This window comes from Planococcus sp. BI3 (assembly GCF_056680115.1).
Window position 1 is genome coordinate 1,379,201 of the sequence record NZ_CM155266.1, and the last position, 24,732, is coordinate 1,403,932.

24 protein-coding genes, 1 tRNA gene, 1 other RNA gene and 1 pseudogene are annotated in these 24,732 nt (G+C 45.0%); 1 reads left to right on the forward strand and 26 read right to left on the reverse strand.

Annotation, left to right across the window (positions count from 1 at the left end):
• Nucleotides 1–417 precede the first annotated feature (417 nt).
• From AC1MEO_RS07025 to AC1MEO_RS07115, 19 genes and pseudogenes are all read right to left on the reverse strand, one after another.
• Nucleotides 418–1,185 carry a SurA N-terminal domain-containing protein gene (locus AC1MEO_RS07025; protein WP_480335239.1) on the reverse strand — a complete coding sequence of 256 codons (768 nt, stop codon included), beginning with the start codon at nucleotides 1,183–1,185 and terminating at the stop codon, nucleotides 418–420.
• Between the two features lie 129 nt (nucleotides 1,186–1,314).
• On the reverse strand, nucleotides 1,315–1,785 hold the full coding sequence (locus tag AC1MEO_RS07030; RefSeq protein ID WP_480336048.1) for a GNAT family N-acetyltransferase: 471 nt from the start codon (nucleotides 1,783–1,785) through the stop codon (nucleotides 1,315–1,317).
• A complete protein-coding gene (locus AC1MEO_RS07035; RefSeq protein ID WP_480335240.1) occupies nucleotides 1,760–2,359 on the reverse strand; it encodes a GNAT family N-acetyltransferase in 600 nt (199 codons plus the stop codon). The genes AC1MEO_RS07030 and AC1MEO_RS07035 overlap by 26 nt, the downstream gene beginning before the upstream one ends.
• Nucleotides 2,360–3,007: 648 nt before the next feature.
• Complete coding sequence (locus AC1MEO_RS07040) at nucleotides 3,008–3,157, reverse strand: hypothetical protein (RefSeq protein WP_480335241.1); 150 nt, start codon at nucleotides 3,155–3,157, stop codon at nucleotides 3,008–3,010.
• Nucleotides 3,158–3,513: 356 nt separating this feature from the next.
• Nucleotides 3,514–3,867: a transfer-messenger RNA gene (ssrA, locus tag AC1MEO_RS07045) on the reverse strand.
• 85 nt (nucleotides 3,868–3,952) lie between these two features.
• Nucleotides 3,953–4,417: an SsrA-binding protein SmpB gene (smpB, locus tag AC1MEO_RS07050; RefSeq protein ID WP_480335242.1), complete on the reverse strand. Its 465-nt coding sequence runs from the start codon at nucleotides 4,415–4,417 to the stop codon at nucleotides 3,953–3,955.
• Nucleotides 4,418–4,466: 49 nt separating this feature from the next.
• Nucleotides 4,467–6,791 carry a ribonuclease R gene (gene rnr / locus AC1MEO_RS07055; RefSeq protein ID WP_480335243.1) on the reverse strand — a complete coding sequence of 775 codons (2,325 nt, stop codon included), beginning with the start codon at nucleotides 6,789–6,791 and terminating at the stop codon, nucleotides 4,467–4,469.
• Between the two features lie 24 nt (nucleotides 6,792–6,815).
• The gene (locus AC1MEO_RS07060; protein WP_480335244.1) at nucleotides 6,816–7,562 is read right to left on the reverse strand and encodes an alpha/beta hydrolase; all 747 of its coding nucleotides are present in this window, start codon (nucleotides 7,560–7,562) and stop codon (nucleotides 6,816–6,818) included.
• Between the two features lie 71 nt (nucleotides 7,563–7,633).
• Nucleotides 7,634–7,861, reverse strand: a complete 228-nt coding sequence (gene secG, locus AC1MEO_RS07065; protein WP_006828477.1) for a preprotein translocase subunit SecG — start codon at nucleotides 7,859–7,861, stop codon at nucleotides 7,634–7,636.
• A 103-nt stretch (nucleotides 7,862–7,964) separates the two neighbouring features.
• Nucleotides 7,965–9,260: a phosphopyruvate hydratase gene (gene eno, locus AC1MEO_RS07070; RefSeq protein WP_480335245.1), complete on the reverse strand. Its 1,296-nt coding sequence runs from the start codon at nucleotides 9,258–9,260 to the stop codon at nucleotides 7,965–7,967.
• 16 nt (nucleotides 9,261–9,276) lie between these two features.
• Nucleotides 9,277–10,809 (reverse strand): 2,3-bisphosphoglycerate-independent phosphoglycerate mutase, encoded by a 1,533-nt coding sequence (gpmI, locus tag AC1MEO_RS07075; protein WP_480335246.1) that lies wholly within the window; start codon nucleotides 10,807–10,809, stop codon nucleotides 9,277–9,279.
• Entirely contained in the window at nucleotides 10,802–11,563 is a 762-nt protein-coding gene (gene tpiA, locus AC1MEO_RS07080; protein ID WP_480335247.1) for a triose-phosphate isomerase, read from the reverse strand. Before tpiA ends, gpmI begins: the two co-directional genes overlap by 8 nt.
• A gap of 27 nt (nucleotides 11,564–11,590) precedes the next feature.
• On the reverse strand, nucleotides 11,591–12,775 hold the full coding sequence (locus tag AC1MEO_RS07085; RefSeq protein ID WP_480335248.1) for a phosphoglycerate kinase: 1,185 nt from the start codon (nucleotides 12,773–12,775) through the stop codon (nucleotides 11,591–11,593).
• Between the two features lie 110 nt (nucleotides 12,776–12,885).
• Nucleotides 12,886–13,894 (reverse strand): annotated as a pseudogene (gap, locus tag AC1MEO_RS07090) (type I glyceraldehyde-3-phosphate dehydrogenase).
• Nucleotides 13,895–14,938, reverse strand: coding sequence for a sugar-binding transcriptional regulator (locus AC1MEO_RS07095; RefSeq protein ID WP_480335249.1), 1,044 nt, complete (start codon nucleotides 14,936–14,938; stop codon nucleotides 13,895–13,897).
• 107 nt (nucleotides 14,939–15,045) lie between these two features.
• On the reverse strand, nucleotides 15,046–15,276 hold the full coding sequence (locus tag AC1MEO_RS07100) for a glutaredoxin family protein (RefSeq protein WP_480335250.1): 231 nt from the start codon (nucleotides 15,274–15,276) through the stop codon (nucleotides 15,046–15,048).
• Between the two features lie 429 nt (nucleotides 15,277–15,705).
• The gene (locus tag AC1MEO_RS07105; RefSeq protein WP_480335251.1) at nucleotides 15,706–16,479 is read right to left on the reverse strand and encodes a TPM domain-containing protein; all 774 of its coding nucleotides are present in this window, start codon (nucleotides 16,477–16,479) and stop codon (nucleotides 15,706–15,708) included.
• A complete protein-coding gene (locus AC1MEO_RS07110) occupies nucleotides 16,476–17,060 on the reverse strand; it encodes a LemA family protein (RefSeq protein ID WP_480335252.1) in 585 nt (194 codons plus the stop codon). Before AC1MEO_RS07110 ends, AC1MEO_RS07105 begins: the two co-directional genes overlap by 4 nt.
• Before the next feature lie 277 nt (nucleotides 17,061–17,337).
• Nucleotides 17,338–17,409: transfer RNA gene (locus AC1MEO_RS07115), tRNA-Arg, on the reverse strand.
• Nucleotides 17,410–17,582: 173 nt separating this feature from the next.
• Here AC1MEO_RS07115 and clpP point away from each other — a divergent pair.
• Nucleotides 17,583–18,194: an ATP-dependent Clp endopeptidase proteolytic subunit ClpP gene (gene clpP / locus AC1MEO_RS07120; RefSeq protein WP_480335253.1), complete on the forward strand. Its 612-nt coding sequence runs from the start codon at nucleotides 17,583–17,585 to the stop codon at nucleotides 18,192–18,194.
• Between the two features lie 50 nt (nucleotides 18,195–18,244).
• On the opposite strand, the gene AC1MEO_RS07125 is transcribed toward clpP, so the two are convergent.
• From AC1MEO_RS07125 to AC1MEO_RS07155, 7 genes are all read right to left on the reverse strand, one after another.
• On the reverse strand, nucleotides 18,245–18,502 hold the full coding sequence (locus AC1MEO_RS07125) for an HPr family phosphocarrier protein (RefSeq protein ID WP_480335255.1): 258 nt from the start codon (nucleotides 18,500–18,502) through the stop codon (nucleotides 18,245–18,247).
• 54 nt (nucleotides 18,503–18,556) lie between these two features.
• A complete protein-coding gene (whiA, locus tag AC1MEO_RS07130) occupies nucleotides 18,557–19,507 on the reverse strand; it encodes a DNA-binding protein WhiA (RefSeq protein WP_480335257.1) in 951 nt (316 codons plus the stop codon).
• A 23-nt stretch (nucleotides 19,508–19,530) separates the two neighbouring features.
• The gene (locus AC1MEO_RS07135) at nucleotides 19,531–20,526 is read right to left on the reverse strand and encodes a gluconeogenesis factor YvcK family protein (RefSeq protein ID WP_480335259.1); all 996 of its coding nucleotides are present in this window, start codon (nucleotides 20,524–20,526) and stop codon (nucleotides 19,531–19,533) included.
• 4 nt (nucleotides 20,527–20,530) lie between these two features.
• On the reverse strand, nucleotides 20,531–21,412 hold the full coding sequence (gene rapZ / locus AC1MEO_RS07140) for an RNase adapter RapZ (protein ID WP_480335260.1): 882 nt from the start codon (nucleotides 21,410–21,412) through the stop codon (nucleotides 20,531–20,533).
• The gene (locus AC1MEO_RS07145) at nucleotides 21,405–21,890 is read right to left on the reverse strand and encodes an NUDIX domain-containing protein (protein ID WP_480335261.1); all 486 of its coding nucleotides are present in this window, start codon (nucleotides 21,888–21,890) and stop codon (nucleotides 21,405–21,407) included. The genes rapZ and AC1MEO_RS07145 overlap by 8 nt, the downstream gene beginning before the upstream one ends.
• Nucleotides 21,891–22,095: 205 nt before the next feature.
• Nucleotides 22,096–23,058, reverse strand: coding sequence for a thioredoxin-disulfide reductase (gene trxB, locus AC1MEO_RS07150; RefSeq protein ID WP_480335263.1), 963 nt, complete (start codon nucleotides 23,056–23,058; stop codon nucleotides 22,096–22,098).
• 69 nt (nucleotides 23,059–23,127) lie between these two features.
• Nucleotides 23,128–24,651 carry a tetratricopeptide repeat protein gene (locus AC1MEO_RS07155; protein ID WP_480335264.1) on the reverse strand — a complete coding sequence of 508 codons (1,524 nt, stop codon included), beginning with the start codon at nucleotides 24,649–24,651 and terminating at the stop codon, nucleotides 23,128–23,130.
• Nucleotides 24,652–24,732 lie beyond the last annotated feature (81 nt).

Sequence of the window (24,732 nt, forward strand, 5' to 3'; positions counted from 1 at the left end):
CCTTTTTCTTTTTATCCCGCTTTAACGGCCAGCAATACTTCCACTTTTCCAAGCGGAAGTCCACTGGCCGTCTAAGCCCGAATTGATCAACTAAAAATCAGCAGTGGTTGAAAAACCCCGCTGCCTGAAGTTTCTCTTTATCACAAGTGTAAAGGATACGGAAAATTTCCCGTCCTGTCAAACTCCCTGTTCTAGTTTAAATCTGATGGTGCGCGCTTTTACTATAACTGAAAATTCAACATATCCTCAATATTCCTGTCCTGATAACGCAAACCGCTTTCCGACTTTGCCGCAATTACACGAAGAATGTTCGCCAATTAAATGGCCATTAAAAATCTGCATTGTTTAATAAAAAACCATTAATTCTACTATGTTAGACATATAAAAACCAGATCCGCAGAGGGATCTGGTTTCTTATTAAAGATTAATCGTAACGTCAGCTTCTTCACGGAGTTGGGCTACTATAGTTTGTGTAGCTTCTCCTTCTTTTTGCATCTTCACCTGTTCCTCAAGCTGTGGTTTCACTTCTTCAAATGCCGGAATTTCTTCGCCGCCTGCCTGCTCTTGCTGAGCCAGCGCTTGCTCATAAAATGTTTGGAGTTCTTCATCTGTCGGTTTGACTTCACCGGTTTCTGCTGCAATCAATTGCTCTATTTTCACTTGAGATTCCACCTGCTTCATCACTTCTTCTTCAGAGATTCCCTGTTCTTTTAGTGCAGCCAGAAACTCTTCTGAAGATTCAAGTCCATTTTGCTGTGACAGTTCCTCCAGCGCTGCAGTGGTTTGTTCTTCCGATGCCGTCAGCTTCTGTTTTTCAGTTTCCTGAATAAGCAGTTCCTGCGCCACAAGGCTTTCAGCCACTTGCTCTTTTAACTGAGCTTGGTCAACTTCTTCTCCAGACATCTGTGCCTGCATAGCCATCTGTTGGAATTGGCCGGTATAAGCGGATTCAAACTCCTCTTTCCCAATTTCTTCGCCATTCACTTGTGCCACCACGTCAGGAACACCTTCTAAATCAGGTTCAGGCATTTCTGGTTGTTCACCGGCAGCTTCTTCCTCTGCTGCTGCAGTTTCCTCTTGTGGTGCTGCTTCCTCACTCGTTTTTTCTTCAGCTTCACCACCACAAGCAGCCATTGCCGCCATGGATCCTCCAAGTACGATTGTCAATAACACTTTTTTAATCATCAATTTTTCCCCTCTCAAACATAATGTCCGTTAGTGTAGCACGTTCAGTCCAGCGGGGAAAACAAAAACCATTTTCAAAAGCCTTCAGAAGCTTATTAAGGAAGAATGATATGGCGTTTTGTTCATTTTTTAATACTTTTTTACCATAGTAATAAACCTTTCATAATCGTTTTTGAACTGTTTATTCAATTGAAAACCCAGTTTCGCGTACAAGTGGATGGCTCGTTTATTGAAGTCAGCCACGGTCAAGCGAACTGGTAATTTCTGATGAGTTTCTTCTATATGATAGAGTACAAAAGAGAGGAATTTCATGCCATTTCCTTTGCCGATGTGCTTCGGATTCATTCCCAATCCCATGTCGATACAAGAATCTTCATATACTCCATAATGCTTTCCGAATGGCACTTGTGCATTTTTTCCCACGCAGAAAAATCCAACGGTTTCCTCGTCCTCACTCATAACAGCATAATAAGTCCCGTTTAATAGCTCAGCGATTTCCGTTTCAGATGACTCGTTATTGTAGAAATCATAAGGCGGCTCATAGTTCCAGCCAACTATTTCTTCAGCGATTTTTTTAGTCATTTCCGCTTTTTGCAGCATCACAGATGACACCCCTTACTTTTAATTCCATTAACCAGTTGTTTCCATCATTTACCTTTTCCACTCCAACAAACCCGCATTTCTCGTAGCATCTGAGTGCTCTCGTATTGGTAAGCTCAGGATCTAAAACAAGTATGTCGGCATCCGTTTCGCCACAAAGAATATCCATGAATTTAGTGACCATAATCGTTCCTATACCTTGGTTGAAATATGTTGGAACTCCGATAAATTGGTCGATGCCATGAATATTTAAAGTCAATGGATAGCCATAAGCTTCCTGGATTTTTCCGATTAATTTATAATGCTGCATAAATCCGATAGGTATCCCGTCCAGCTCCACAATATACGGATATACGGGTACGTCCCCGTTTATTCGCGGTTCATATTTACGCTTGACTTGTTCCACTGTAAATGGAGAGTTCACATCTCCAAAGAATTCCAATACTTCTGGTGTACTTAACCACTTTGCCATAACTTCAAAATCAGTATCCTTCATCTTTCGAATGGATATGCGGTGAGTAATTGTAGTGGTCACCTCCCATGTTCTAATACCGATTAGTAATTGCATCATCATAAATTAAGTAAATCTGCAATTACTTCAGCACTTCCCGGTGTAAACATAAACAGCGAGTAAGCTATCCTAATTCACCCGATAAAGATGGATCCTGTTCTTCTCAGTATAAAAAATCGCTTTTTCATGAATATATCAATGAAGCTCAAATACAGCCCCATGGATAAGATTAAGAAATGCCAAACTCCACACCCCCACCTCTTTCAAAGCTATATTATAAGATGACGTTACTTGCCGATGAAAGTTCTTTAAAATCATTTTTTTACTATTTTCTTATGTAAATTGGGATTTGATAACAAGATAAACTCTTCAAGCTAGATTAGTTGATAGAAGCGGCAGAAATCCTATTGCGCCAACTTTTTGCCCACTTCCAGTAGACCTAAGCGTACGGCTACAGCGGAAATCAATATTTAGAATGAAAACCAAAAAACGCCTAAAACCCGTAAAGGTTTTAAGCGTTTCCATACTTATTTATTTGACTGTTTTGCTTAACAGGTATTATTACCTATTAAGAACCTTATTCAAAATTAAAAAAGAACCGTCCATTTCTAGACCAAATCAAGCGTCAATAACACTTTTTCCTCAATTGAAAAAAGTGTTTCGAATAAGAAAAACATAGGAGATTTTAGTCTTCCTATGTTTTCATTCATATTATTTATCTGTTTGTTTTTGCTTCTTTTCCAAATACTCAGCACGTATTTTTTCAAGTTGTTGCTTTTTGTCAAATTTGGCAGGTTTGTTTTTTTCATGATACTTTGTGACAGCTGCCTGTCCTTTGCTATCCAATCCGAATTTCCCCATTTTTCCCACCTACTTTTCTTGTCACTAAAGAGAATCTATTCAACAACTATAATATACCTCGTTTTACTGAAGTAAACCTTATTGTATTCTTGCTAATCTTACATATAAGGAGGAAATAGTAATGTCGGTTCTTTCATTTTTAATCTTCTTTGTAAAAATATCAATTTCTTCTGACGGAATGGAAAAAACACCGTGTTTTCTCCCCATATAAAAACCTCCTAATTCAAATAAATTAGAAGGTCATTTGAAACAAATTCGCAAGGGAGATTAATGGGGAGTTTTCACTTTAGTTTAACTCCCCATTAATCTCCCTAACTTCTTAAAACTTAATACCACTGCATTTAGCAGCAATCTCACTATGGAGACGGCGGGAGTCGAACCCGCGTCCAGAAATTCCGCTACTTGAGCGTCTACGCGTGTAGCTTATCTATTGGGGTTTCATGCACCATTCTGCCAATAAGCAGGCGTCCTGGGCACTAATCTGAGAATCTCTCCCGTTTGCCTCAGATGGCAGCAAACGTTGTATCCCACTAAAGTTGAGCTTTACCCAGCCACATGGGCGATGGATAGATAAAGCAGATCCGAGCTTACGCTGCGAATGCTAGGTTTTGGTTTGTTTTGCCAGTTGTTATAAATACGTTGATGACGGAGCCGACCCTCCGACGCGCGACCCAAGCCCAGATCATCCCTGTCGAATCCGTAACGTCCCCTTATTAAAAAGAGACACGGAAGATGAATAAACAGCTTCATGTGCTATACCCTTATTATAAGACAACATTGGTCAGACTACAAGTCCTAGCGATTGTATTCTTTCATCGCCCGGTCAATTTGCCGTTTCGCGTCTTTTTTCTTCAAATCTTCCCGTTTGTCGTAGTTTTTCTTCCCTTTACCGACGCCGAGCAAAATCTTAGCAAAGCCATCCTTCAAATAAAGCTTCAATGGAATGATTGCCGAACCCTGCACTTTCGAATGGGCCTCTAAATCCCTGATTTGCTTTTTGTGCAGCAGCAATTTACGCGACCGTGTCGGGTCGTGGTTAAACTGATTGCCCTGCTCATAGGGGCTGATATGCATATTTGAAATCCAGGCTTCGCCGTTGCGGATCCGTACAAACGATTCTTTCAACTGGACTTTGCCGTTTCGTGCAGACTTGATTTCTGTACCCTGCAAGACAATCCCCGCTTCGATCGTTTCTTCAATGAAATAATCGAAACCGGCTTTCTTGTTTTGGGCGATTACTTTGCCTTCTCCTTTGGCCATGCGGTTTCACCTCAGCTAGATTCAAAAAAGCGGCTCTTGAGCCGCTATTTTATTTTTTCTTGTTGCGCCCTTGTTTTGCGGCGCCTTCATAGAACTTTTTCTTCGGGTTTTTCGGCTTGCGTGTAGGTCCGCCGCCTTCTGGCTTTTTGCCGTCACGTCCAGGTTTTCCGCCGCCGTCTTTTTTGCCGGCTCGGATCACTTTCGGCTGCTCTCTTCTCGACTGGCGAGTATTTTGAACCATACCGACAATTTCGAAATCAATCGATGATTCTTCCGGTTTTACGCCAATGACTTTGATTTCAATTTCGTCACCGATACGGAATTGGCGTTTATTGCGCTCGCCGATCATCATCATGCTGCGGTCGTCGAAACGGTAATAATCATCCGTCATATTGGAAACGTGCACCAAGCCTTCAATGGTATTCGCCAATTCAATGAACAAACCGAAATTCGTCACCGAAGAAATGATGCCGGTAAACTGCTCCCCGATTTTATCTGCCATATATTGTGATTTCTTCAAAGCATCCGTATCGCGTTCCGCTTCTACTGCACGGCGTTCGCGTTCTGATGTATGAGTAGCGATATCATCCATATGGGCATTCCAATAAGCGATTGTTTTTTGCGACAAATCCTTTTCGATCAAGTACGTGCGAATCAGGCGATGGACGACCAAATCGGGATAACGGCGGATTGGCGATGTGAAATGTGTATAGAATTCAGTCGATAACCCAAAATGCCCTAAACTCTCAGACGAGTATTTCGCCTGTTGCATCGAACGAAGCATCATTGTAGAAATTACCGGCTCTTCCGGAGTTCCTGCAATGGATTCAACAATTTCCTGCAGGGCTTTCGGATGAACCTGTGTGCCTGAACCTTTTACCACGATTCCGAAATTCGTGACGAATTCGAAAAAGCGCTGCAGTTTTTCAGGTTTCGGGTCTTCGTGGATACGGTAAATTGCGGGAACTTCCAAGTGATGAAAATGTTCCGCTACTGTTTCATTGGCAGCCAGCATAAACTCTTCGATCAGACGCTCAGCCACTGTGCGTTCACGGACAACCACATCTGTCGGGTAGCCGTTTTCATCCACTAACACTTTGGATTCCTTGAAATCAAAATCGATGGCACCGCGGCGCATCCGCTTCGTGCGCAGAACTTCAGCAAGTTCTTTCATCAATTCGAACATCGGCACCAATTCGCTGTACTGTTCTTTCAGCTCCTGATTGTCCTGCTCCAGAATTTCATAAACGTCCGTATACGTCATGCGTGCTGACGTGTTGATGACGCTTTGGAAAATGTCGTGAGAAACCACTTCGCCCTGGTCGTTGAAAATCATTTCGCAAGACAAGGTCAGACGGTCTACCTGCGGATTCAATGAACAGATGCCGTTTGACAAGCGATGCGGAATCATCGGAATGACGCGGTCGGTCAAGTAGATGCTCGTAGCGCGGTCATAAGCTTCACGGTCAATTGCAGATCCTTCCGTCACATAATGGCTGACGTCAGCGATATGTACCCCTAATTTATACGTGCCATCTTCATACTTTACAACTTGGACAGCATCATCAAGGTCTTTGGCATCAGCTCCGTCAATCGTAACGATCTGTTCGCTGCGCAAATCACGGCGGTCCGTCAAATCTGCCGGGTCGATTTCGTCGGGTACATTGTTTGCCTGCTCCAGCACATCCGGTGGGAATTCAGTTTCAATTCCGTATTTATGGATGATGGAAAGTATATCGACACCCGGGTCATTTTTATGGCCGAGAATCTGTGTCACCATGCCTGTTGCAGACTTTCTGCCTTCTGGCCATCCGGTAATCTCGACAACCACTTTATGGCCGTCTACCGCGCCTAATGTATCATCTTTAGCGATAAAGATATCCATATTCATTTTCTTATCGTCTGTCACAACAAAGCCAAAGCCTTTGTTTTCCTGGAAGGTTCCGACAGCTTTTGTCGTGCCGCGTTCAATGATCCGGATAATCGCGCCTTCTCGGCGATCTCCTGAAGAACCTTCAGAAACACGGATCATCACTTTATCACCGTTCACTGCGCCATTCGTTTCAGTCGGCGGAATAAAGACATCATCCAAGCCAGCTTCCTCAGGTGCGACAAATCCGAATCCTTTTGGATGTCCAATGAATTTTCCGCGCATCAAATTCATCCGCTCCGGTACACCATAGCGGTCAGATCGTGAACGGACAAGCGTCCCATTCTCTTCCAGACGCACCAATGTCTTTACCAGTTGCTTGAATTCGTCGGCATCTTCAAAACCAAATTGTTCTTCTATTTCCTGTACAGTCAACGGCTTATATGCCTCTTCACGCATGAAGACCAATAAGCGCTGTTCCAATGAGCGTTCGTTATTTTCCAAACCTAACTCCTCCTTTATGACGGTTCACACACTCCAATCAAGTGATTCAAGAAATGCGAAAATGTCTTCGTGCAATTGCTTTTTCTCTTTATCAAGCGTAATGACATGGCCTGAGTTTTCATACCACTTGATTTGTTTATCGGTTGATTCGGTATTGTCATAAATGACATTGGCCGAATCTGTATTGATGACATTATCCAATCTGCCCTGAACGACGAATAAGGGAGCGTAGACATGATCCACATGTTCTTTGACTTCTGCAATCAAGGCACGCAGATCGGCCAGCGATTCCATCGGTTTTTCCTGGAAAGCCTTCATTTCTTTTTCGATAAGCTCATCGCTTTTTCCTTCATAATTCTTATACTCGCGCGCATATTTTAACACACCTTCATACATAAGGTCAGTAGTTTTCATATACATCGGGGCACACATGGTGACAATTCCCTTGATAGGCTTTGTATACCCTAATTTCAGGCTGAATACGCCGCCCAGCGACAGGCCAGCCACCGCAATCTCAGTATAGCCTTCTTCGAGCAAAGTTTCATATGCCTGTTCCACGTCTTTCCACCAATCCACTGGACCGGTGCCGATCAATTCTTCCGGTGCAACGCCATGTCCTGCGTAATGCGGAGCAATAGTCGTATACCCTTTGGTCTCTAAAAAACGGCCAAGCATGCGAACATCTGCCGAATTTCCTGTAAAACCGTGTAAAAGAAGCACAGCCCGTGGACCTGCTTTAAAGAAAAATGGTTTTGGCTGCGAAATCCGCATCATGATCCCTCCATTCCAATACTAAAAGAAAACGCCTAACCATGTATGGTCAGGCGATTGAATCATCTACATTAAACTTTCGTTATGGCAACGGCCAGAATAAAGAATAAGGCAGCAAGTACGATCGTAACCCGGTGCAGGACCAAGTCCAAACCACGAGCTTTTTGCTTGCCGAAAAGTTGCTCTGCTCCACCGGAGATGGCTCCTGAAAGACCTGCACTTTTTCCAGATTGCAATAAAACGACAACGATTAATGCGAGCGATACGATGACGAGTAATGTCATTAACAACGTATGCATAAATTCCACCTCCTGAAAAGAACGTTCACAACAAATCTAAGTTTACCAAAAATTGTGTCCTATGACAATAGCAATAGAAAATAGAGGCAAATGCCTCTATTTTTTATTTTTTCAAGTTGTAGAAAGTTTTCAAGCCCAGGTATTGGCCAGTTTCGAATAGCTGATCTTCAATGCGCAACAACTGGTTGTATTTCGCAACGCGGTCCGTACGTGAAGGAGCACCCGTTTTGATTTGTCCGGCATTTGTCGCTACTGCAATGTCTGCAATGGTAACATCTTCAGACTCGCCTGAGCGGTGGCTGATGACTGCTGTGTAGCCAGCGCGTTTCGCCATTTCAATTGCATCGAAAGTTTCTGTCAATGTACCAATTTGGTTAACTTTGATCAGGATTGAGTTGCTGATGCCTTCTTCGATTCCTTGAGCCAATTTTTTGGTGTTGGTAACAAATAGATCGTCTCCAACCAATTGCACTCGGTCACCGATGCGTTCTGTCAATAATTTATGTCCAGCCCAGTCGTTTTCATCCAATCCATCTTCAATTGAAATGATCGGGTATTTATTGCAAAGTTCTTCGTACCAGTCCACCATTTCTGCAGACGTTTTCACTGTGTTGTCGCCTGGCAAGTTGTAGACGCCTTTTTCTTTGTCATAGATTTCAGAAGCAGCAACGTCCATCGCCAGTAATATGTCTGTTCCAGCTTTGTAGCCAGCTTTTTCAATCGCTTCCAGGATAGTCGTCAACGCTTCTTCGTTTGAACCTAGGTTCGGAGCAAATCCGCCTTCGTCCCCAACAGAAGTGTTGTAGCCTTTTTCTTTCAGTACGGATTTCAGGTTATGGAAGATTTCTGCACCCATCTGAACCGCTTCACGGAAAGATTCTGCGCCAACCGGCATGACCATGAATTCCTGGATGTCCACGTTATTGTCAGCATGTTCGCCGCCATTTAAGATGTTCATCATTGGAACCGGCAATTGTTTTGCATTAAAGCCACCCAAGTATTGGTAAAGCGGAACGTCCAGGTAATCAGCAGCAGCGTGTGCCACGGCCAATGAAACACCTAGAATTGCGTTAGCGCCTAAACGCCCTTTGTTCTCTGTTCCGTCCAACTCGATCATAGCGTTGTCGATTGATACTTGGTCAAGCACTGAGTATTTTTCTTCTATTGCTTCAGCAATTTCAGTATCAACAAACTCGACTGCTTTTAATACGCCTTTTCCAAGAAAACGGCTTTTGTCGCCATCGCGAAGCTCAACTGCTTCGTGTTCGCCAGTTGAAGCGCCTGAAGGTACGATCGCGCGGCCAAATGCGCCGCTTTCTGTGAATACCTCAACTTCGATTGTTGGGTTTCCTCGTGAATCTAATACTTCGCGTGCTTGAATTTGTGTGATGATTGGCAATTAAAACAGCTCCCTTTTAATATAATGGTTTTCCGGTCATTTCAATCGGTTGTTCAATATCCAGCATTTTCAAAATCGTTGGTGCCAAGTCGGCAAGAATGCCGCCTTTTCGAAGTACGTGACCTGATTTCGTCAAAATCACCGGCACTTGGTTTGTAGTATGCGCCGTCATCGGCAAACCTTCAACCGTGCGGACTTCATCGGCATTGCCGTGGTCAGCAGTGATCAATGCGGAACCGCCTTGTGCGTGCAATGCGTCAACGATGCGGCCCAGGCACTCATCGACGACTTCAATGGCACGGATGGTCGGTTCCAGCAAGCCGCTGTGGCCGACCATATCGGGATTGGCGAAGTTCAAGATGATGGCATCGTGTGCGCCAGCTTCAATCTGTTCCACCAAGCGATCGGTCACTTCGTAAGCACTCATTTCAGGCTGCAGGTCATACGTGGCAACTTTGGGAGAGGCTACGAGAATGCGGTCTTCTCCAGGAAAGACTTCTTCACGCCCACCACTCATAAAGAACGTGACATGCGGGTATTTTTCAGTTTCTGCAATGCGCAGTTGCGTCAATCCATTGGCTGAGATTACTTCCCCGATGGTGTTTTCCAGGTTTAGTGTCTCAAATGCAACACGTGTCGGCAAATCCTGACTGTAAGAAGTAAAAGTAACATAGGTCAAATTTTTCGGGTGTTTAGCGCTTAACTGGAAACCTGTAAAATCTTCCCGGATAAACGCGGATGTCAATTGAATCGAACGGTCCGGGCGGAAGTTGAAGAAAATCAGCGAATCATCCGAATCGATAGTCGCTACGGGTTTTCCGTCTTCAACGATGGCAAATGGTACAACAAACTCATCTGAAACGTCCAGGTCATAGGAATACGTGATGCCTGCATTTGCCGAAGGAGCCGTTTTGCCGATACCGTCAACTAGCACGCGGTAGGCCAAATCAGCACGTTCCCAGCGCTGGTCGCGATCCATTGCATAATAGCGTCCGCTGATCGATGCAAATTTGCCGACACCGATTTCTTTCATCTGCTGTTCTGTTTCTTCCACGTATTTGAGCGCAGTGCGGGGCCCCACATCGCGGCCATCAAGAAAGCCGTGAACATAGACTTCGGTCAAGCCCTGTTGTTTTGCAAGTCTCAATAGAGCGAATAAGTGCTCATAATGGCTGTGGACGCCGCCATCAGACAATAAGCCTAAAATGTGCAATGCTTTGCCACGGTTTTTGGCATTGCCGATCGCTTCAAGAAAAGCGGCATTTTCATAAAAATCGCCATCGCGGATCGACTTATTGATGCGCGTCAAGTTTTGGTAAACAATTCGGCCAGCACCAATATTCAGGTGGCCAACCTCAGAATTGCCCATTTGGCCATCCGGCAAGCCGACTGCTTCACCCGAAGCAGTCAGCAATTCATGCGGATAGGTCTTCCAAAGGCGATCGAAATTCGGCTTGTTGGCTAGTGCTACGGCATTACCGAAAGTCTCTTCTCGGCAGCCAAATCCATCCAAGATGATGAGAGCCGCCGGATGTTCGGTTTTACGCATGCGAACCAGCCTCCAACAATTTGACGAAAGAATCAGCTTCCAGGCTTGCGCCGCCAACCAATGCTCCGTCAATATGCTCCATACCCATTAATTCGTCAATATTAGCCGGTTTTACGCTGCCGCCGTATTGAACGCGAAGCTGCTCAGCTGCCTGATTGTTGTAGAGTGCCGCCACTTTTTTACGGACGATCCCGCAAACTTCATTGGCATCTTCAGCTGTAGCAGTTTTTCCTGTGCCGATTGCCCAGATAGGCTCATAGGCAATCACCAATTGCGTGATCTGCTCTTCAGTCAAACCGGAAATCCCTTTTTCCACCTGTGCCTCGACAACAGCACCGGTCTCGCCATTCTCGCGCTGTTCAAGCGTTTCACCTACACAGAGAATTGGAATCAAACCATGGTTGAAAGCGGCTTTCACTTTCTGATTTGCTGATTCATCTGTTTCATTGAAATACTGGCGGCGTTCTGAATGGGCGATAATGACGTATTCAACGCCGATGTCCGTAAGCTGGACAGGGCTGATTTCTCCGGTAAATGCGCCTTCGTTTTGCTCTGACATCGTTTGTGCCCCTATGTGAAGCGGGCTGTTTTCTGCAGAAATGACCAGCTGTGCCAAGAATAATGCGGGTGCACAAATAACGGCATCCACTTTTTCAGAATCCGGCACTAAGCCGCTGACTTCTTCTACAAACTGTTTTGCCTCTTTTGCAGTTTTATACATTTTCCAGTTTCCTGCAATAATTGGTTTTCTCACAAAAACACTCCCTTTCAAATAATCACTTTACTTGTTGGTCAATGCACTGACACCCGGTAAGTCCTTGCCTTCCATAAACTCAAGTGATGCACCGCCGCCTGTGGAAATGTGATCCATTTTATCGGCTACATGGAACTTCTCAACAGCCGCAGCAGAATCACCGCCGCCAATTACGGTATAGCCCGATGTCTCAGCCATCGCCTGAGCAACTGATTTCGTGCCGTTTTCGAATGCCGGCATTTCAAAGACGCCCATTGGTCCATTCCAGATGATCAATTTCGAATCCTTGATGACGTCTGCATACATTGCGGCTGTTTCAGGACCGATATCCAATCCCATCCACTCGGAAGGAATTTCTTTGATGTTGACGCTTTTCGTGTCAGCATCTTTTGAAAATTCACTGGCCACTGTGGCATCAATCGGCAAGTAAAGTTTTACGCCTTTTTGTTTTGCTTTTTCGATGAACGAGTTAGCCAGTTCTAATTTATCTTCTTCCACAAGGGAGTTTCCAATTTCATAGCCCTGCGCTTTGATAAAGGTATACGAAAGTCCTCCGCCAATCAATAAATTGTCGACTTTGTCCAATAGATGATCAATCACGCCGATTTTATCTTTTACTTTAGCGCCACCGATAATTGCCGTAAAAGGGCGTTCCGGTTCAGACAAGGCTTTGCCTAAAACATCAAGCTCTTTTTCCAGCAATAATCCTGATACGGCCGTCAAATGCTTGGCAATGCCGGCTGTTGAAGCATGTGCCCGGTGAGCTGCACCGAATGCATCGTTGACGAAGACATCCGCCAGATTCGCAAATGCTTTTGCGAGCTCTTCATCGTTCTTTTCTTCACCCGGATGGAAGCGGACGTTTTCAAGCAGGATGATTTCGCCTTCCTGCATGGCTGAAATTTCCTGTTCAACTTTCTCGCCAATCGATTCATCTAGGCTCTTCACTTCTTTATGTAACAATTCACCTAACCGGACACCTGTAGCAGCGAGTCTCAAGTCTTCATTTATCTGGCCATTCGGGCGGCCCATGTGGCTTGCCAAAATAACTTTAGCGCCTTGTTCGATCAAGTACTCTATCGTTGGAACAGCTGCACGGATTCTTGTATCATCCGCTACTTTTCCATCAGCCATCGGTACGTTGAAATCGACACGGCAAAATACACGTTTTCCTTTTAAATCCAAATCTTTCATGGTCATTTTCTGCTGCATGAAAATACCTCCTATTTGTATTCAAAAAAATAAGGAGCGGGGTATGTCCCCGCCCCTTTTACCCTCTTTTATTATAGAGGTTCATTGGTAATTAAGCTATGATTTTGGGATTACAATCCCGTTTTGTGCATGTGAAGCGCAAGGTCGATACAACGTCCTGAATAACCGGATTCGTTGTCGTACCAAGCAAGTACTTTGACCATGTTATCTCCAATTACCATTGTTGATAGGCCATCGATTGTAGATGAAGCTGTGTTGCCGTTATAATCTCTTGAAACCAGTGGAAGTTCGCTGTAGTCAAGGTAACCTTTCAATTCATTTTCAGACGCTTCTTTCAACGCATTGTTGACATCTTCAACAGTTACGTCTTTTTCAAGATGCGCAACCAAGTCGATCAATGAAACGTTTGGTGTTGGAACGCGGATAGCCATTCCGTCAATTTTGCCTTCCAATTCAGGCAATACTTTTGCAACTGCAGTAGCAGCGCCAGTAGTTGTCGGAATCATGGATTCTGCAGCAGCACGTGCGCGGCGGAAGTCCTTATGTGGAGAATCCAATAGGATCTGGTCATTCGTGTAAGAATGGATCGTAGTCATCATCGCGTGCTTGATGCCAAAACGGTCATTCAATACTTTCGACATTCCAGCAAGGCCGTTTGTCGTACATGATGCGTTTGACACAACATGATGCTCTTCTGGGTTATACGTTTCATGGTTAACACCCATTACAAGTGTTTTCATGCCGTTTTTGCCTGGAGCTGAAACGATAACTTTTTTTAGCGCCTGCTTCGATGTGTTTTGAAGCTGATTCAGTATCAGTGAAATGGCCAGTAGATTCGATTACGATATCCACACCAATTTCTCCCCAAGGAAGAGCAGATGGATCTTTTTCAGAATAAACTTTGATTTCTCTGCCGTTTACGATAATGCTGTTTCCTGAAGCAGAAACTTCAGCGTCCAATATTCCGTGGATTGAATCGTATTTCAAAAGGTGTGCAAGCATGTCAGCATCAGTCAAGTCGTTGACCGCAACTACTTCCACGTTATCATTTGTTAAAGCTTCACGAAATACGATGCGTCCAATACGTCCAAATCCGTTAATTGCTAATTTTAAAGTCATTTATAATTCCTCCAATTTTTTAGTTAGTTCAATAATCTTTCGTGCGGCGCCTTCGTCTGTGACCAACACTGTCGGGTTTGGCGCATTCTTGAAATAAGACAAAATCGCTCTTGCTTTAGAACCTCCACCGGCAACTGCCAAGATAGCTGCAGCTTTTCGCACTTGCTCCAATTGAATGCCCGCTGTGCGGATGCGATAAACAATTTTTCCGTCTTTATCGAAATAATAGCCGAAAGCCTCACTGACCGCTCCACCCGAACGTATCTTTTCCACTTCTTCCAGGGAAGAGTGCCGGCGGACCGCCATCTCTTCCGCATTGCCTATGCCATGGACTACCACATCAGTCTGATCGTACAAGTCCATCATTTCCTTGATCACCGGCTCTTTCATCATCATCGCAAAAGCTTCAGCACTTAAGTGATCAGGCAAGTAAAGGGTCTTAAATGAACCGCCTGTTTTTTCGGCAAATGCCGCTGCAATCGTGTTGGCTTGATGAAGCACATCTTCTCCCAGTCCACCGCGGGCTGCAATAAATTGAAGCGCCCGATCAGCTTTAGCGATTGATAACTCTTTGGAGATGGCTGCCATCGTACTGCCGCCAGTTACCGCTATTTTCTTATAACGGATAAATAGTACTTCCAAAAGACGGGCAGCTTCTTTGCCGATATGGGATTTCACTGCTGGAATCTCATCACTGTCCTGCGGCAGGATCACCACTTTTGAGATTCCTAAGATTGTTTGCAATTGTATTTCCATATCAGTCAATCCAGATATTTCACGCACGAAAACCTTCAGTTTTTCCAGCACTTCCAGTCCTTGCGAAGTTACCGTCATACCGGCTGTTTTCATTTCAATCAGCTGCTGATTGCGAAGCAGATCGGTTTCTTTTCTAATCTCACGCTCTGGTGCACCGGCAACTTCACTTAAGGTTCGCCTGCCGATGGGTTGTTCCAAACTGATTGTCTGTAAAATCTGGTAACGTTTTTTCAGGAGTTCGGACATTTCCGGCATCAGTTTTTGCTGAGCGTCAGATAATGCATCCATACTTTCACTCCGTTCTAGCTGGACGTTTTTTGTCCCAGTGAATAATTTTGTGTCCCACTAAAATCATTCTACCTAATCCCTCATTTAAAAGCAAATAAAAAGAAGCGTTAAATTTCTAACGCTTCCAACAATTCGACGTAACCGATATTCCCATATAGCAATACTTCCTCGTCTTTTTCCAATACCGGGATCATCAGCATATATTTCTCGTGTAATGCATCATCGCTTTCGATATCAACTTCCCGATAAGACAGCGGAAAGTCTTCATTGATGAGTCCGATCATCAATTTGGCTTCGTCGCAAAGCGGACAGTTCGAACGTGTGTATAAAGTAAACATCGTATACCTTCTTTCTATTATAGAAGAGCGGAAGTGCCTGTTGAGCTCTGACAGGCATAAGACAGACCAGCAGAGTGGCGTCCTTTGCCACTCAGATGGGTTGGCTTATGACCCGAAGAGCTGGGCGCTGGAGTCTGGACACAGAAAAGCGCAAGCGCCCATCTAGCTCTGACAGGTGTAAGACGATCTGGCGAAGCGACATCTCTTCAGTCGCACAGCCGGAGTGGCTTACATCCCGAAGAGCTGGGCGCTGGAGTCTGGACACAGAAAAGCGCAAGCGCCCATCTAGCTCTGACAGGGGTAAGACGATCTGGCGAAGCGACATCTCTTCAGTCGCACAGCCGGAGTGGCTTACATCCCGAAGAGCTGGGCGCTGGAGCTGGACAAAGAAAAGCGCAAGCCCCTCTTCAGCTCTACTCTCTTATCCTTTTAGAAACCTCGGCCTGCACCGCCTCCGCCAGACATGCCCCCGCCACCTCCGCGGAAACCGCCACCGCCTCCGCCAAATCCACCGCCAAAGCTCCCAGGACCCATGTAAACGCCTCTTCCGCCCCTGCGTCTCGCACGGCCACCGCCTTTGCCGCCTCCGCCTCCCGTAATAAGGATGAGGATAGCGGATACAATCAGGATGGTCATGAATGGCGGAAGCCCTTCTTCCTGTTGCGCGGGATCAGCTGCCTGTGGTTCCACTGGTTCACCGTTCCATTGATATTCGGCAGCAACTTCCTGATACAGAACTTCATATAAATTGATGACGCCTTCGCTGTAATTGCCCTGGCTTAAGTAAGGAATGGCGTATTCATCCAAAATCCTGCCGACTTTCCCATCCGGCAATGCCCCTTCCAGTCCGTAGCCAATTTCCACGTAGATTTCCCGGTTATCCGGTTCATCGAGCGACAACACCACCAGGATGCCGTTGTTTTCCTCTTCTGAGCCGACGCCGTAATGGCGGAACGCTTCATTCGCATAGCTTTCAATCGGCTCGCCTTCCAGTGTCGGGATCACCAGCACCATTATTTGAGCAGTCGTGGCGTCTTCCAGCCCGCGGCCCAATTGCCGCAGCTCTTCTTTTTGCTGCTCCGACAAAATACCAACCTCATCCTGAATGTAAAGATCATTCGTCAATTCCGGAAAGTCAGCTGCCCAGCCACGCCCGCTGACCATCAGCAGCAAGAAGCATAAGAGCGCTATTTTGCGTTTCATTGTTCGTCCTCATCAGTTCCAAAATCGACTTCCGGTGCTTCAGAGGCGTCCGGATCTGCTTCAAAATACTCTTTCTCATCAAAGCCAAAAACTCCTGCAATCATGTTTCCAGGAAAGCTTCTGGCTTTACGATTAAATTCCGAAACTGTTCCATTATAATCCTGTCTGGCTACTGCAATCCGATTTTCTGTCCCTGCCAGCTCATCCGACAGCTGCTGGAAATTTTCACTGGAACGAATTTCCGGATAGTTTTCCACCACCACCAGCAAACGGCTCAATGCACCGCTCAGCTCGGCATCTGCTTCAGCTTGCTCACTGACACCTTCAGCACCGGCCAAATTGGAACGGGCTTCCGTTACACTGTCAATGACACTTTGTTCCTGATCAGCAAAGCCTTTCACCGTTTCCACCAAGTTGGGAATCAAATCAAGTCTGCGCTGCAATTGATTTTCAATTTGGGCATAAGACTGATTGACATCTTCTTCAAGCTGTACAAAGCCGTTATAGCTTGGCACAAGGATTGCTGCAACAATGGCTATAAGTGCGACTACAATAATAATGGGAATCAATAATTTTTTCAAAGGCTCCACCTCTTCATTAGTATGTACTACTAGTCATTTCCCTTTCCGACGGTTCTTTTAAACGTTTCTTATTGAAGTATATAATGGAAGTGGCATTCACTGAGTGATCCTGCCCCTTTAATTAGAGATGTTGATGAATATGGAGCAGATTGAAGAATCCTGCTCCTGGAATGATTTCTCCAAAGCTCTTTCCATCAATCGGTTTGAAGAAGAAAATTCCCCATAAAAAAACGGCCCATCCTGCCATAAAGGCAAAATGGGCCGTGCTGTTTTGTTATGCCCTCGGAGGGGATCGAACCCCCATCTCAAGAATCGGAATCTTACGTGTTATCCATTACACTACGAGGGCGTTTCCGCTGTTAGCGACCTTTCTATTATACAAAAATACTTTAACTTAAGCAAGTCTATTTTTTTAATTCGTTAGATTTGACCTTCATTGACCAACATGTGTATGATAATAGTACAGCTGAGAGGACTTTTCAGCATTGTTTGCAAACAACTTAATTGAGGAGGAACTATTCTATGAACTTAATTCCTACAGTAATCGAACAAACTAGCCGAGGCGAACGTGCCTATGATATCTACTCACGTTTGTTGAAAGACCGTGTAATCATGCTGGGCAGCGGCATTGATGATAATGTTGCGAATTCAATTGTAGCGCAGCTCCTGTTTCTTGAAGCAGAAGATCCGGATAAAGATATTTCAATCTACATCAACAGCCCAGGCGGCAGCATCACGGCCGGTATGGCAATTTATGACACGATGCAGTTTATCCGCCCGGATGTTCAGACCATCTGCATCGGTATGGCCGCTTCAATGGGCGCTTTCTTACTTGCAGCAGGAACAAAAGGCAAACGCCTGGCGCTTCCAAATGCTGAAGTCATGATTCACCAACCTCTTGGCGGTGCTCAAGGACAAGCGACTGAAATTGAAATCGCTGCGAAACGCATTCTGCACCTTCGCGAGAAATTGAACCAGATCCTTTCTGAACGCACTGGCCAGCCTATGGATGTCATTTCCAAAGATACAGACCGCGATAACTTCATGACAGCCGAACGCGCGCTTGAATACGGCTTGATTGACCAAGTCATCACACGCAGCAAGTTGCCTGAAGATCATAAAAAAGATATCTAAAACAAAAACTCACAGCCCATGGCTGTGAGTTTTTTTATGGCTAACGGTTATTACACTTCCTGCTCAATGATCTCCGACAAGGCATGTACCGCTTTTTCTTCATCTAACCCATCTGCAGAGATTTTGACCTCTGTCCCTTTGCTGATGGCCAAGCTCATGATTCCCATGATGCTTTTGGCATTTACTTTTTTATTGTCTTTTTCTAAATAGACATCTGCAGTGTACCGATTCGCTTCCTGAACAAATAAAGCTGCCTGTCTTGCTTGAAGACCTGTTTTCAATAATACTTTCACCTGTTTTTCAACCATACATATCCTCCTCCGAAAACTTCACTCTCTTATATATGAAAGAACAGCCGGCAATTAGCGGCCGATCATTTCTCCATTTCTCAATGACGCTGCAATCTCATCGATTTTCCGCAACCGGTGGTTAACGCCTGACTTGCTGACTGAACCACCCGAGACCATTTCTCCCAACTCTTTAAGAGTCACGTCTTGATACTCTACCCGAAGTCGGGCAATTTCACGCAATCTTTCGGGCAATTGATCGATTCCGATTGCTCCGTCAATAAAACGGATATTTTCGACTTGCCGCAACGCAGCATCAATGGTTTTGTTCAAGTTGGCCGTCTCACAATTCACGAGACGGTTAACGCTGTTGCGCATGTCCCGAATAATTCGGACATCTTCAAATTTCAATAAAGCCGAATGAGCGCCAGTAATGCTCAAGAAGTCCGAAATTTTTTCGGCTTCTTTCAGGTAAGTCACAAAGCCTTTTTTGCGTTCGATCATTTTGCTGTTCAAATGAAATTCGTTCATCAAATCAACCAGAGAATCAGCATGATCTCTATAAAGAGAGTAGATTTCCAAATGGTAGGATGATGTTTCTGGATTGTTGACAGATCCACCTGCCAAAAAGGCCCCCCGTAAATAAGAGCGTTTACAGCAATTCTTCTCAATCAGCGACTTGACGATCTGATGCTGGAATTGAAAGCCTTCCGTCAAAATTTTCAGGTCCTCAAGAATATGCTTGGCCCCTTCGCGGATTCTGCAAATATAAACATTGTTCTTTTTTAAACGCATCTTTTTTCTGACGAGCAATTCGACAGGATAAGCTTTATAAAAGCGTTTCAACAATGTGTAGATGCGTCGAGCAATTGCCGCATTTTCAGTTTGGATATCCAGGCTCAATTGCCGATTGGAAAACGACAGGGTACCATTCATGCGAATCATTGCGGACAGTTCCGCTTTCCCACAACAATCGTCTACTTCTATTTGCGTCATTTCTTTTTTTGTTTCTGATGCAAAAGACAAAATCTGTTCCCCCTTTCAAAGCACTAAAAATAAAGCTGCTTCGAATCTTCACTGGCACGGCCTCCAGCATATTCAAATAACCATTCTGCCACTTTCATCGGCTCGTGACGAACAGTTTCACCAAAGATGTTGGCGATATCTTTTCGATAGACTTCAAGGCCCATCTGTTTTAATCGCTCTTCGTCATATTCGACGGGTGATGCCAGCTCTTTTTTGTAGCGCTCGGCAACAATCGGCGGCATTTGGACTCTATCAAGCAGAATGGCGTCCAGAAAATTTTCGCCTACATGATCATAAAGTGCCTTTACATGGTCAGAGGCTGTATATTTATAGGTTTCACCCGCTTGTGTCATTAGGTTGCAAATGTATATTTTCTTCGCCTTCGCGGCAATCACTGCTTTTTTTATATCCTTCACCAATAGGTTCGGTAAGATGCTGGTGTAAAGGGAACCTGGCCCCACAACGATCACATCAGCGTTTTCAATCGCCGTGATCGTGGCGGGCAGGGTTTTCACGTCATGGGGTTCGATAAACACCCGTTTGATCGGCTGCAAATAAGCTGGGATTTTGGATTCACCTTTGATGATGGTGCCGTCTTCCAGTTCTGCATTGAGCGTCACGATTTGATTGGCCGCAGGCAGAACAGTTCCATTGACGCTCAATACTCGGCTCATTTCACGGACTGCATGGGAAAAATCCCCTGTAATGTCCGTAAGTGCGGCAAGCATCAGATTCCCCAAGGAATGGCCGTCCAGATCCAAGGAATCCTTAAAACGGTATTGGAACATTTCAGCAACTAAGGGTTCTGTATCCGATAATGCTGCGAGAACATTTCGAATATCTCCCGGAGGAGGAACATCCAAATCATTTCTTAAGCGGCCCGAACTTCCTCCGTCATCCGCCACGGTTACGATGGCCGTCAAATCCAGCGGATACAATTTCAATCCGCGCAAAAGTGTCGAAAGTCCGGTGCCCCCGCCTAAAATAACGACGCGTTTCCGATGCTGGTTGCTTTCCATGCACTCATTCCTTTCTTATTTTGACATCCCTGTGCGTAACGATGACTTTATTGTTCTCAGCCAGAAGCTTGCCGTAGTATTCGGCCAAAGTCACCGAACGGTGTTGGCCTCCCGTACAGCCAAACGCAATGACAAGCTGTGCTTTGCCTTCATTTTTATACTGTGGAATCATAAACTGCAATAAATCCGTCAATTTTTCCAAAAGCGTCTGTGTTTCCTGCCATTTCAACACATAGCTTGATACCCGTTCATCAAGGCCTGACAGCGGGTTCAATTCTTCAATATAATAAGGATTCGGCAAAAAGCGAACGTCGAACACTAAATCGGCATCGATCGGCATGCCGTGCTTGAAGCCGAAAGACATCACATTCACTGTAAAGACATTACTGGTCTTTGACGAAAAATCTGTGATGATTCTTTCTTTCAGCTGGCGAGGCGTCATGCCGGAAGTATTGTAGATGTATTGTGCTCTTCCTTGAAGGTCACTTAACATGTCGCGCTCTTTTTTAATGCCGCCCAATACCAATCCACCCGGAGATAACGGATGGGATCTTCTCGTTTCTTTGTATCGGCTCACCAATGTCTGGTTTTCCGCTTCCAGAAATAATACGGTGATGGAAACATTCGTTTCCTTCGATAAATCGTCGATTGCATCGATGAGGCTGTCAAAAAAGTCGCCCCCGCGTAAATCCATGACTGCCGCTACCCGCTTCATCGATTTCCCTGAATCTCTCATCAATTTGATGAAAGTCGGCAACAATGCAGGCGGCAAATTGTCAATCGTAAAAAAACCCAGATCTTCGAAGCTTTGGATTGCGACAGTCTTGCCCGCACCCGACATGCCTGTGATGATGATTAATTCTGTTTCTTCCTTACGATTATCCATTCTGGTGTTTCACCTCTTCGGTTGATGTTTGGATGGTCTCTTTGATCAGCTGGAATTCCGGTGTATAGTAGAATGTTCCATATTGAATCCCTTGCTGGTTGGCGGCAAATTGCAGATTGGTCCGATCTCCTTCTGCCATCGGCAACAATGCCAGTTCCTCCACCGGATGCCATTCCAACAGCCCTTCATCCGTTTCCTTAAATATTTCTCCGGTCAAACTATTCGCTGCAAACGTATACAACATCCACTCGTCCACAGTTTGTTCATTTTCCTGGATCATCATCGTATAGACACCTTTTAAATGTGTACCGATTGGAGTTGCATTCGTTTCTTCCTTGAATTCACGGACTGCCGCTTCGAAAATCGACTCTCCACTTTCCATTTTTCCGCCGGGTGCTACGTACCAGTCACGCCGTGGTTTCTTCAATAATAAGACTTGCCCATTTTTGATGACTAATAAATTCGCAATTCGCTGCACATTCGACACTCCGCATCTATTATAAACTTACTCTATTATACATCTATCCAGGTGTGTCGTGTAAAAGAATACAAAAAAAAGAGGCCATCTTCCGAGTTGCTCGAAAGACGGCCCATCAAAATTCTTTATAAAAAGGGGGTCAATTTACTCTTCCAACTATACCTTCTCTTCATGACAAGCGGGTTACAAAATGATTAAGAAACAATTAAGCTTGTGTTTTCATCCCAATTTTCTCTATCAGCTCTTCAATATAGTGTTGAGCTGCTTGTGCAGCGATACTGCCGTCGCCTGTTGCAGTGACTACTTGGCGCAATGTTTTTTCGCGAACATCGCCTGCTGCATAAATCCCCGGCACACTAGTTTCCATCTTCTCGTTAGTAACAATATAACCTTCAGGGTTTAAAATTCCAAGTGCTGAAAATGGTTTTGTTAAAGGCAGCATGCCGATATAGATGAAGACACCATCTGCTTTAAATTCTCTTTCTTTGGCATCATCCGTTGATACCAATGTGACACTTCCTACTTTGCCGTTTCCGTCATCGTGAATTTCTTTGACGGTGTGGCTCCAGATAAAGTCGATTTTGTTATTGGCGAATGCACGGTCCTGAATGATTTTCTGGGCACGAAGCTCATCACGTCTGTGGACGATCGTTACTTTGTCCGCAAAACGGGTCAAGTAAACCCCTTCTTCAACCGCCGAGTCTCCTCCGCCTACAACAACCAATTCTTTCTGTTTAAAGAAGGCTCCATCACACACAGCGCAATAGCTGACGCCGCGGCCGCCCAGTTCGTTTTCACCTGGAATGCCCATCTTCTTGTATTCTGCACCGGTCGTTACGATAATGGCACGAGTTTTGTATTCTTTCGATCCAGCTTTGATGGTTTTGTATTCTTCGCCATCAATAATTTCAGTTACGTCTCCGTAGGCGTATTCAGCGCCGAACTTTTTCGCATGGTCGAACATTTTTGTGGAAAGATCCGGCCCCAAAATGTGTTCAAAGCCTGGATAGTTTTCAATTTCTTCGGTATTTGCCATTTGGCCGCCCGGAATGCCGCGTTCAAGCATTAAGGTTTTCAGATTCGCACGGGAAGTATAAACAGCGGCAGTCATGCCTGCTGGTCCTGCTCCGATAATAATTACATCATAAATTGTATTCGTTTCAGTCATAATCGTAGGCCTCCTATTTCTCAATAGCTAAATCGTATAAGATTCCAGACAAAGCTTCAACTTTTATGCCTATGAGTCGATTTCTGGCAAGTATCTGGATAATTCTTTCACATATTTCGTCAAAGTGGCAACAGATGTGCCGAAACGGTCTGCGAGTTCACGTTTTGTGATTTTTTCACTATGTGAGGATTTGATCATATAAACCACCGCAGCCGCTGACGCCGGCGGGTTTTTAAATCGATAATTCCGGCTGAAAGCTTCTTCGACCAATAGGAACCATAATTGGAAAACTTCAGCTCGCTGCTGGGTCACCATGCCGTGTTGGGCATAAAGGAGCTCTGCAGCTTCCATTGCCCGCATGAATGCCAGCTCGGCCGGAATTTCCTCTTTGAATGGGTGGCCAAGTGCATAGCCGAGTACAAAGGTTTCCAGGACAGAGGGCTGATCGGATGCCAGCCAGTTCGGATGCGAGATGAGTTCCTGCTTATGCGATGATTTGCCCAGCAGAAATAAGCCGAATAGCCGTTCACTCTTTTTTACGTGATCCAGCTTTCCAACCAAATAATCCCGGTTATGCTCCAACGCGTCTACATGCGGCATCGCCGAATGGTCGCTCCATGGCTCATAGCCATCTTTGCCGGGATCCATTTTCTTCAATTGATCCCATGCCTGCCGGGATGCTTCTTCATGCCCTGAATGATAGGCGGCATGGGACAGCCAGAAATAGAATGCCGGATCTCCATCAAAGCCGCGTTTCTGCAGGCTTTTCAGCCAGCGATAAGCTTCTTTGTATTTGCCGACCAGCGCAAACGTCGCTCCCAGTTTGTACCGGTGTTCGAAGACATAAGGCTGAATTTTCTTCAACAGCTCAAGGACATCGTCCAACTCCGTATTTTTTTCATAATAATGAAACACCGCCAAATTGCAGAGCGCGTGAAGGTTGCCTGTATTCTTTCGCAATACATCGTGAAGCAGCGCTTTCGCCATTTCTGTTTCCCCGATATAAAAGTAAGCCAGCGCCAGATTGTTATACGCTCCCCAGAAATCCGCCTTTTCCTCAACCAGTTTCTCCAATATCTCGATGGCACCGGCAAAATCACCCTGCTCCATCATCCGGCGCGCCTTTTCCTGGCGGTAATAGTATTCGCTGTCCTGTGCTTCCCCATCATCATCAAAAAGCTGCCAGTCTTCCTGTTCCGCGAAGTCGACAATTTCCATCGCTTCAGCCGCATATTTGCCTTGCGTTTCATAGACCAGGTATTTTTTGGCGTATTTTCGCGCATCCCAAAACAAGCCCATATGAGCATGGACTTCTGCGAGGAAGTACAGGATGTCTGGTTCTTTCGGATCCAATTCATATGCCGCATGCAGCATTTCCATGGCCTGTTCGAATTCTTCCATTTCCATCAGCACAATGCCGTATTGCGTCAGAATGAGCGGATCTTTCGGGCTCAATTCTGTCGCGCGACGCAAATACTTGTGTGCTTTTGGATGGTTTTCACGCTGAAGTTCTTTCAACGCTTTTCTGTAATAAAATTCCCCTGTCGGAATAAAAGATAGGACGTTCTTGTAGTTTGTTTTTTTATTCTCCAAAATATGCCTCCGAAAAAGTAAAAGGAACGATAAAAATCGCCCCTATACTCAAATGTGCTGTAATTATAGCATATTCCCCTA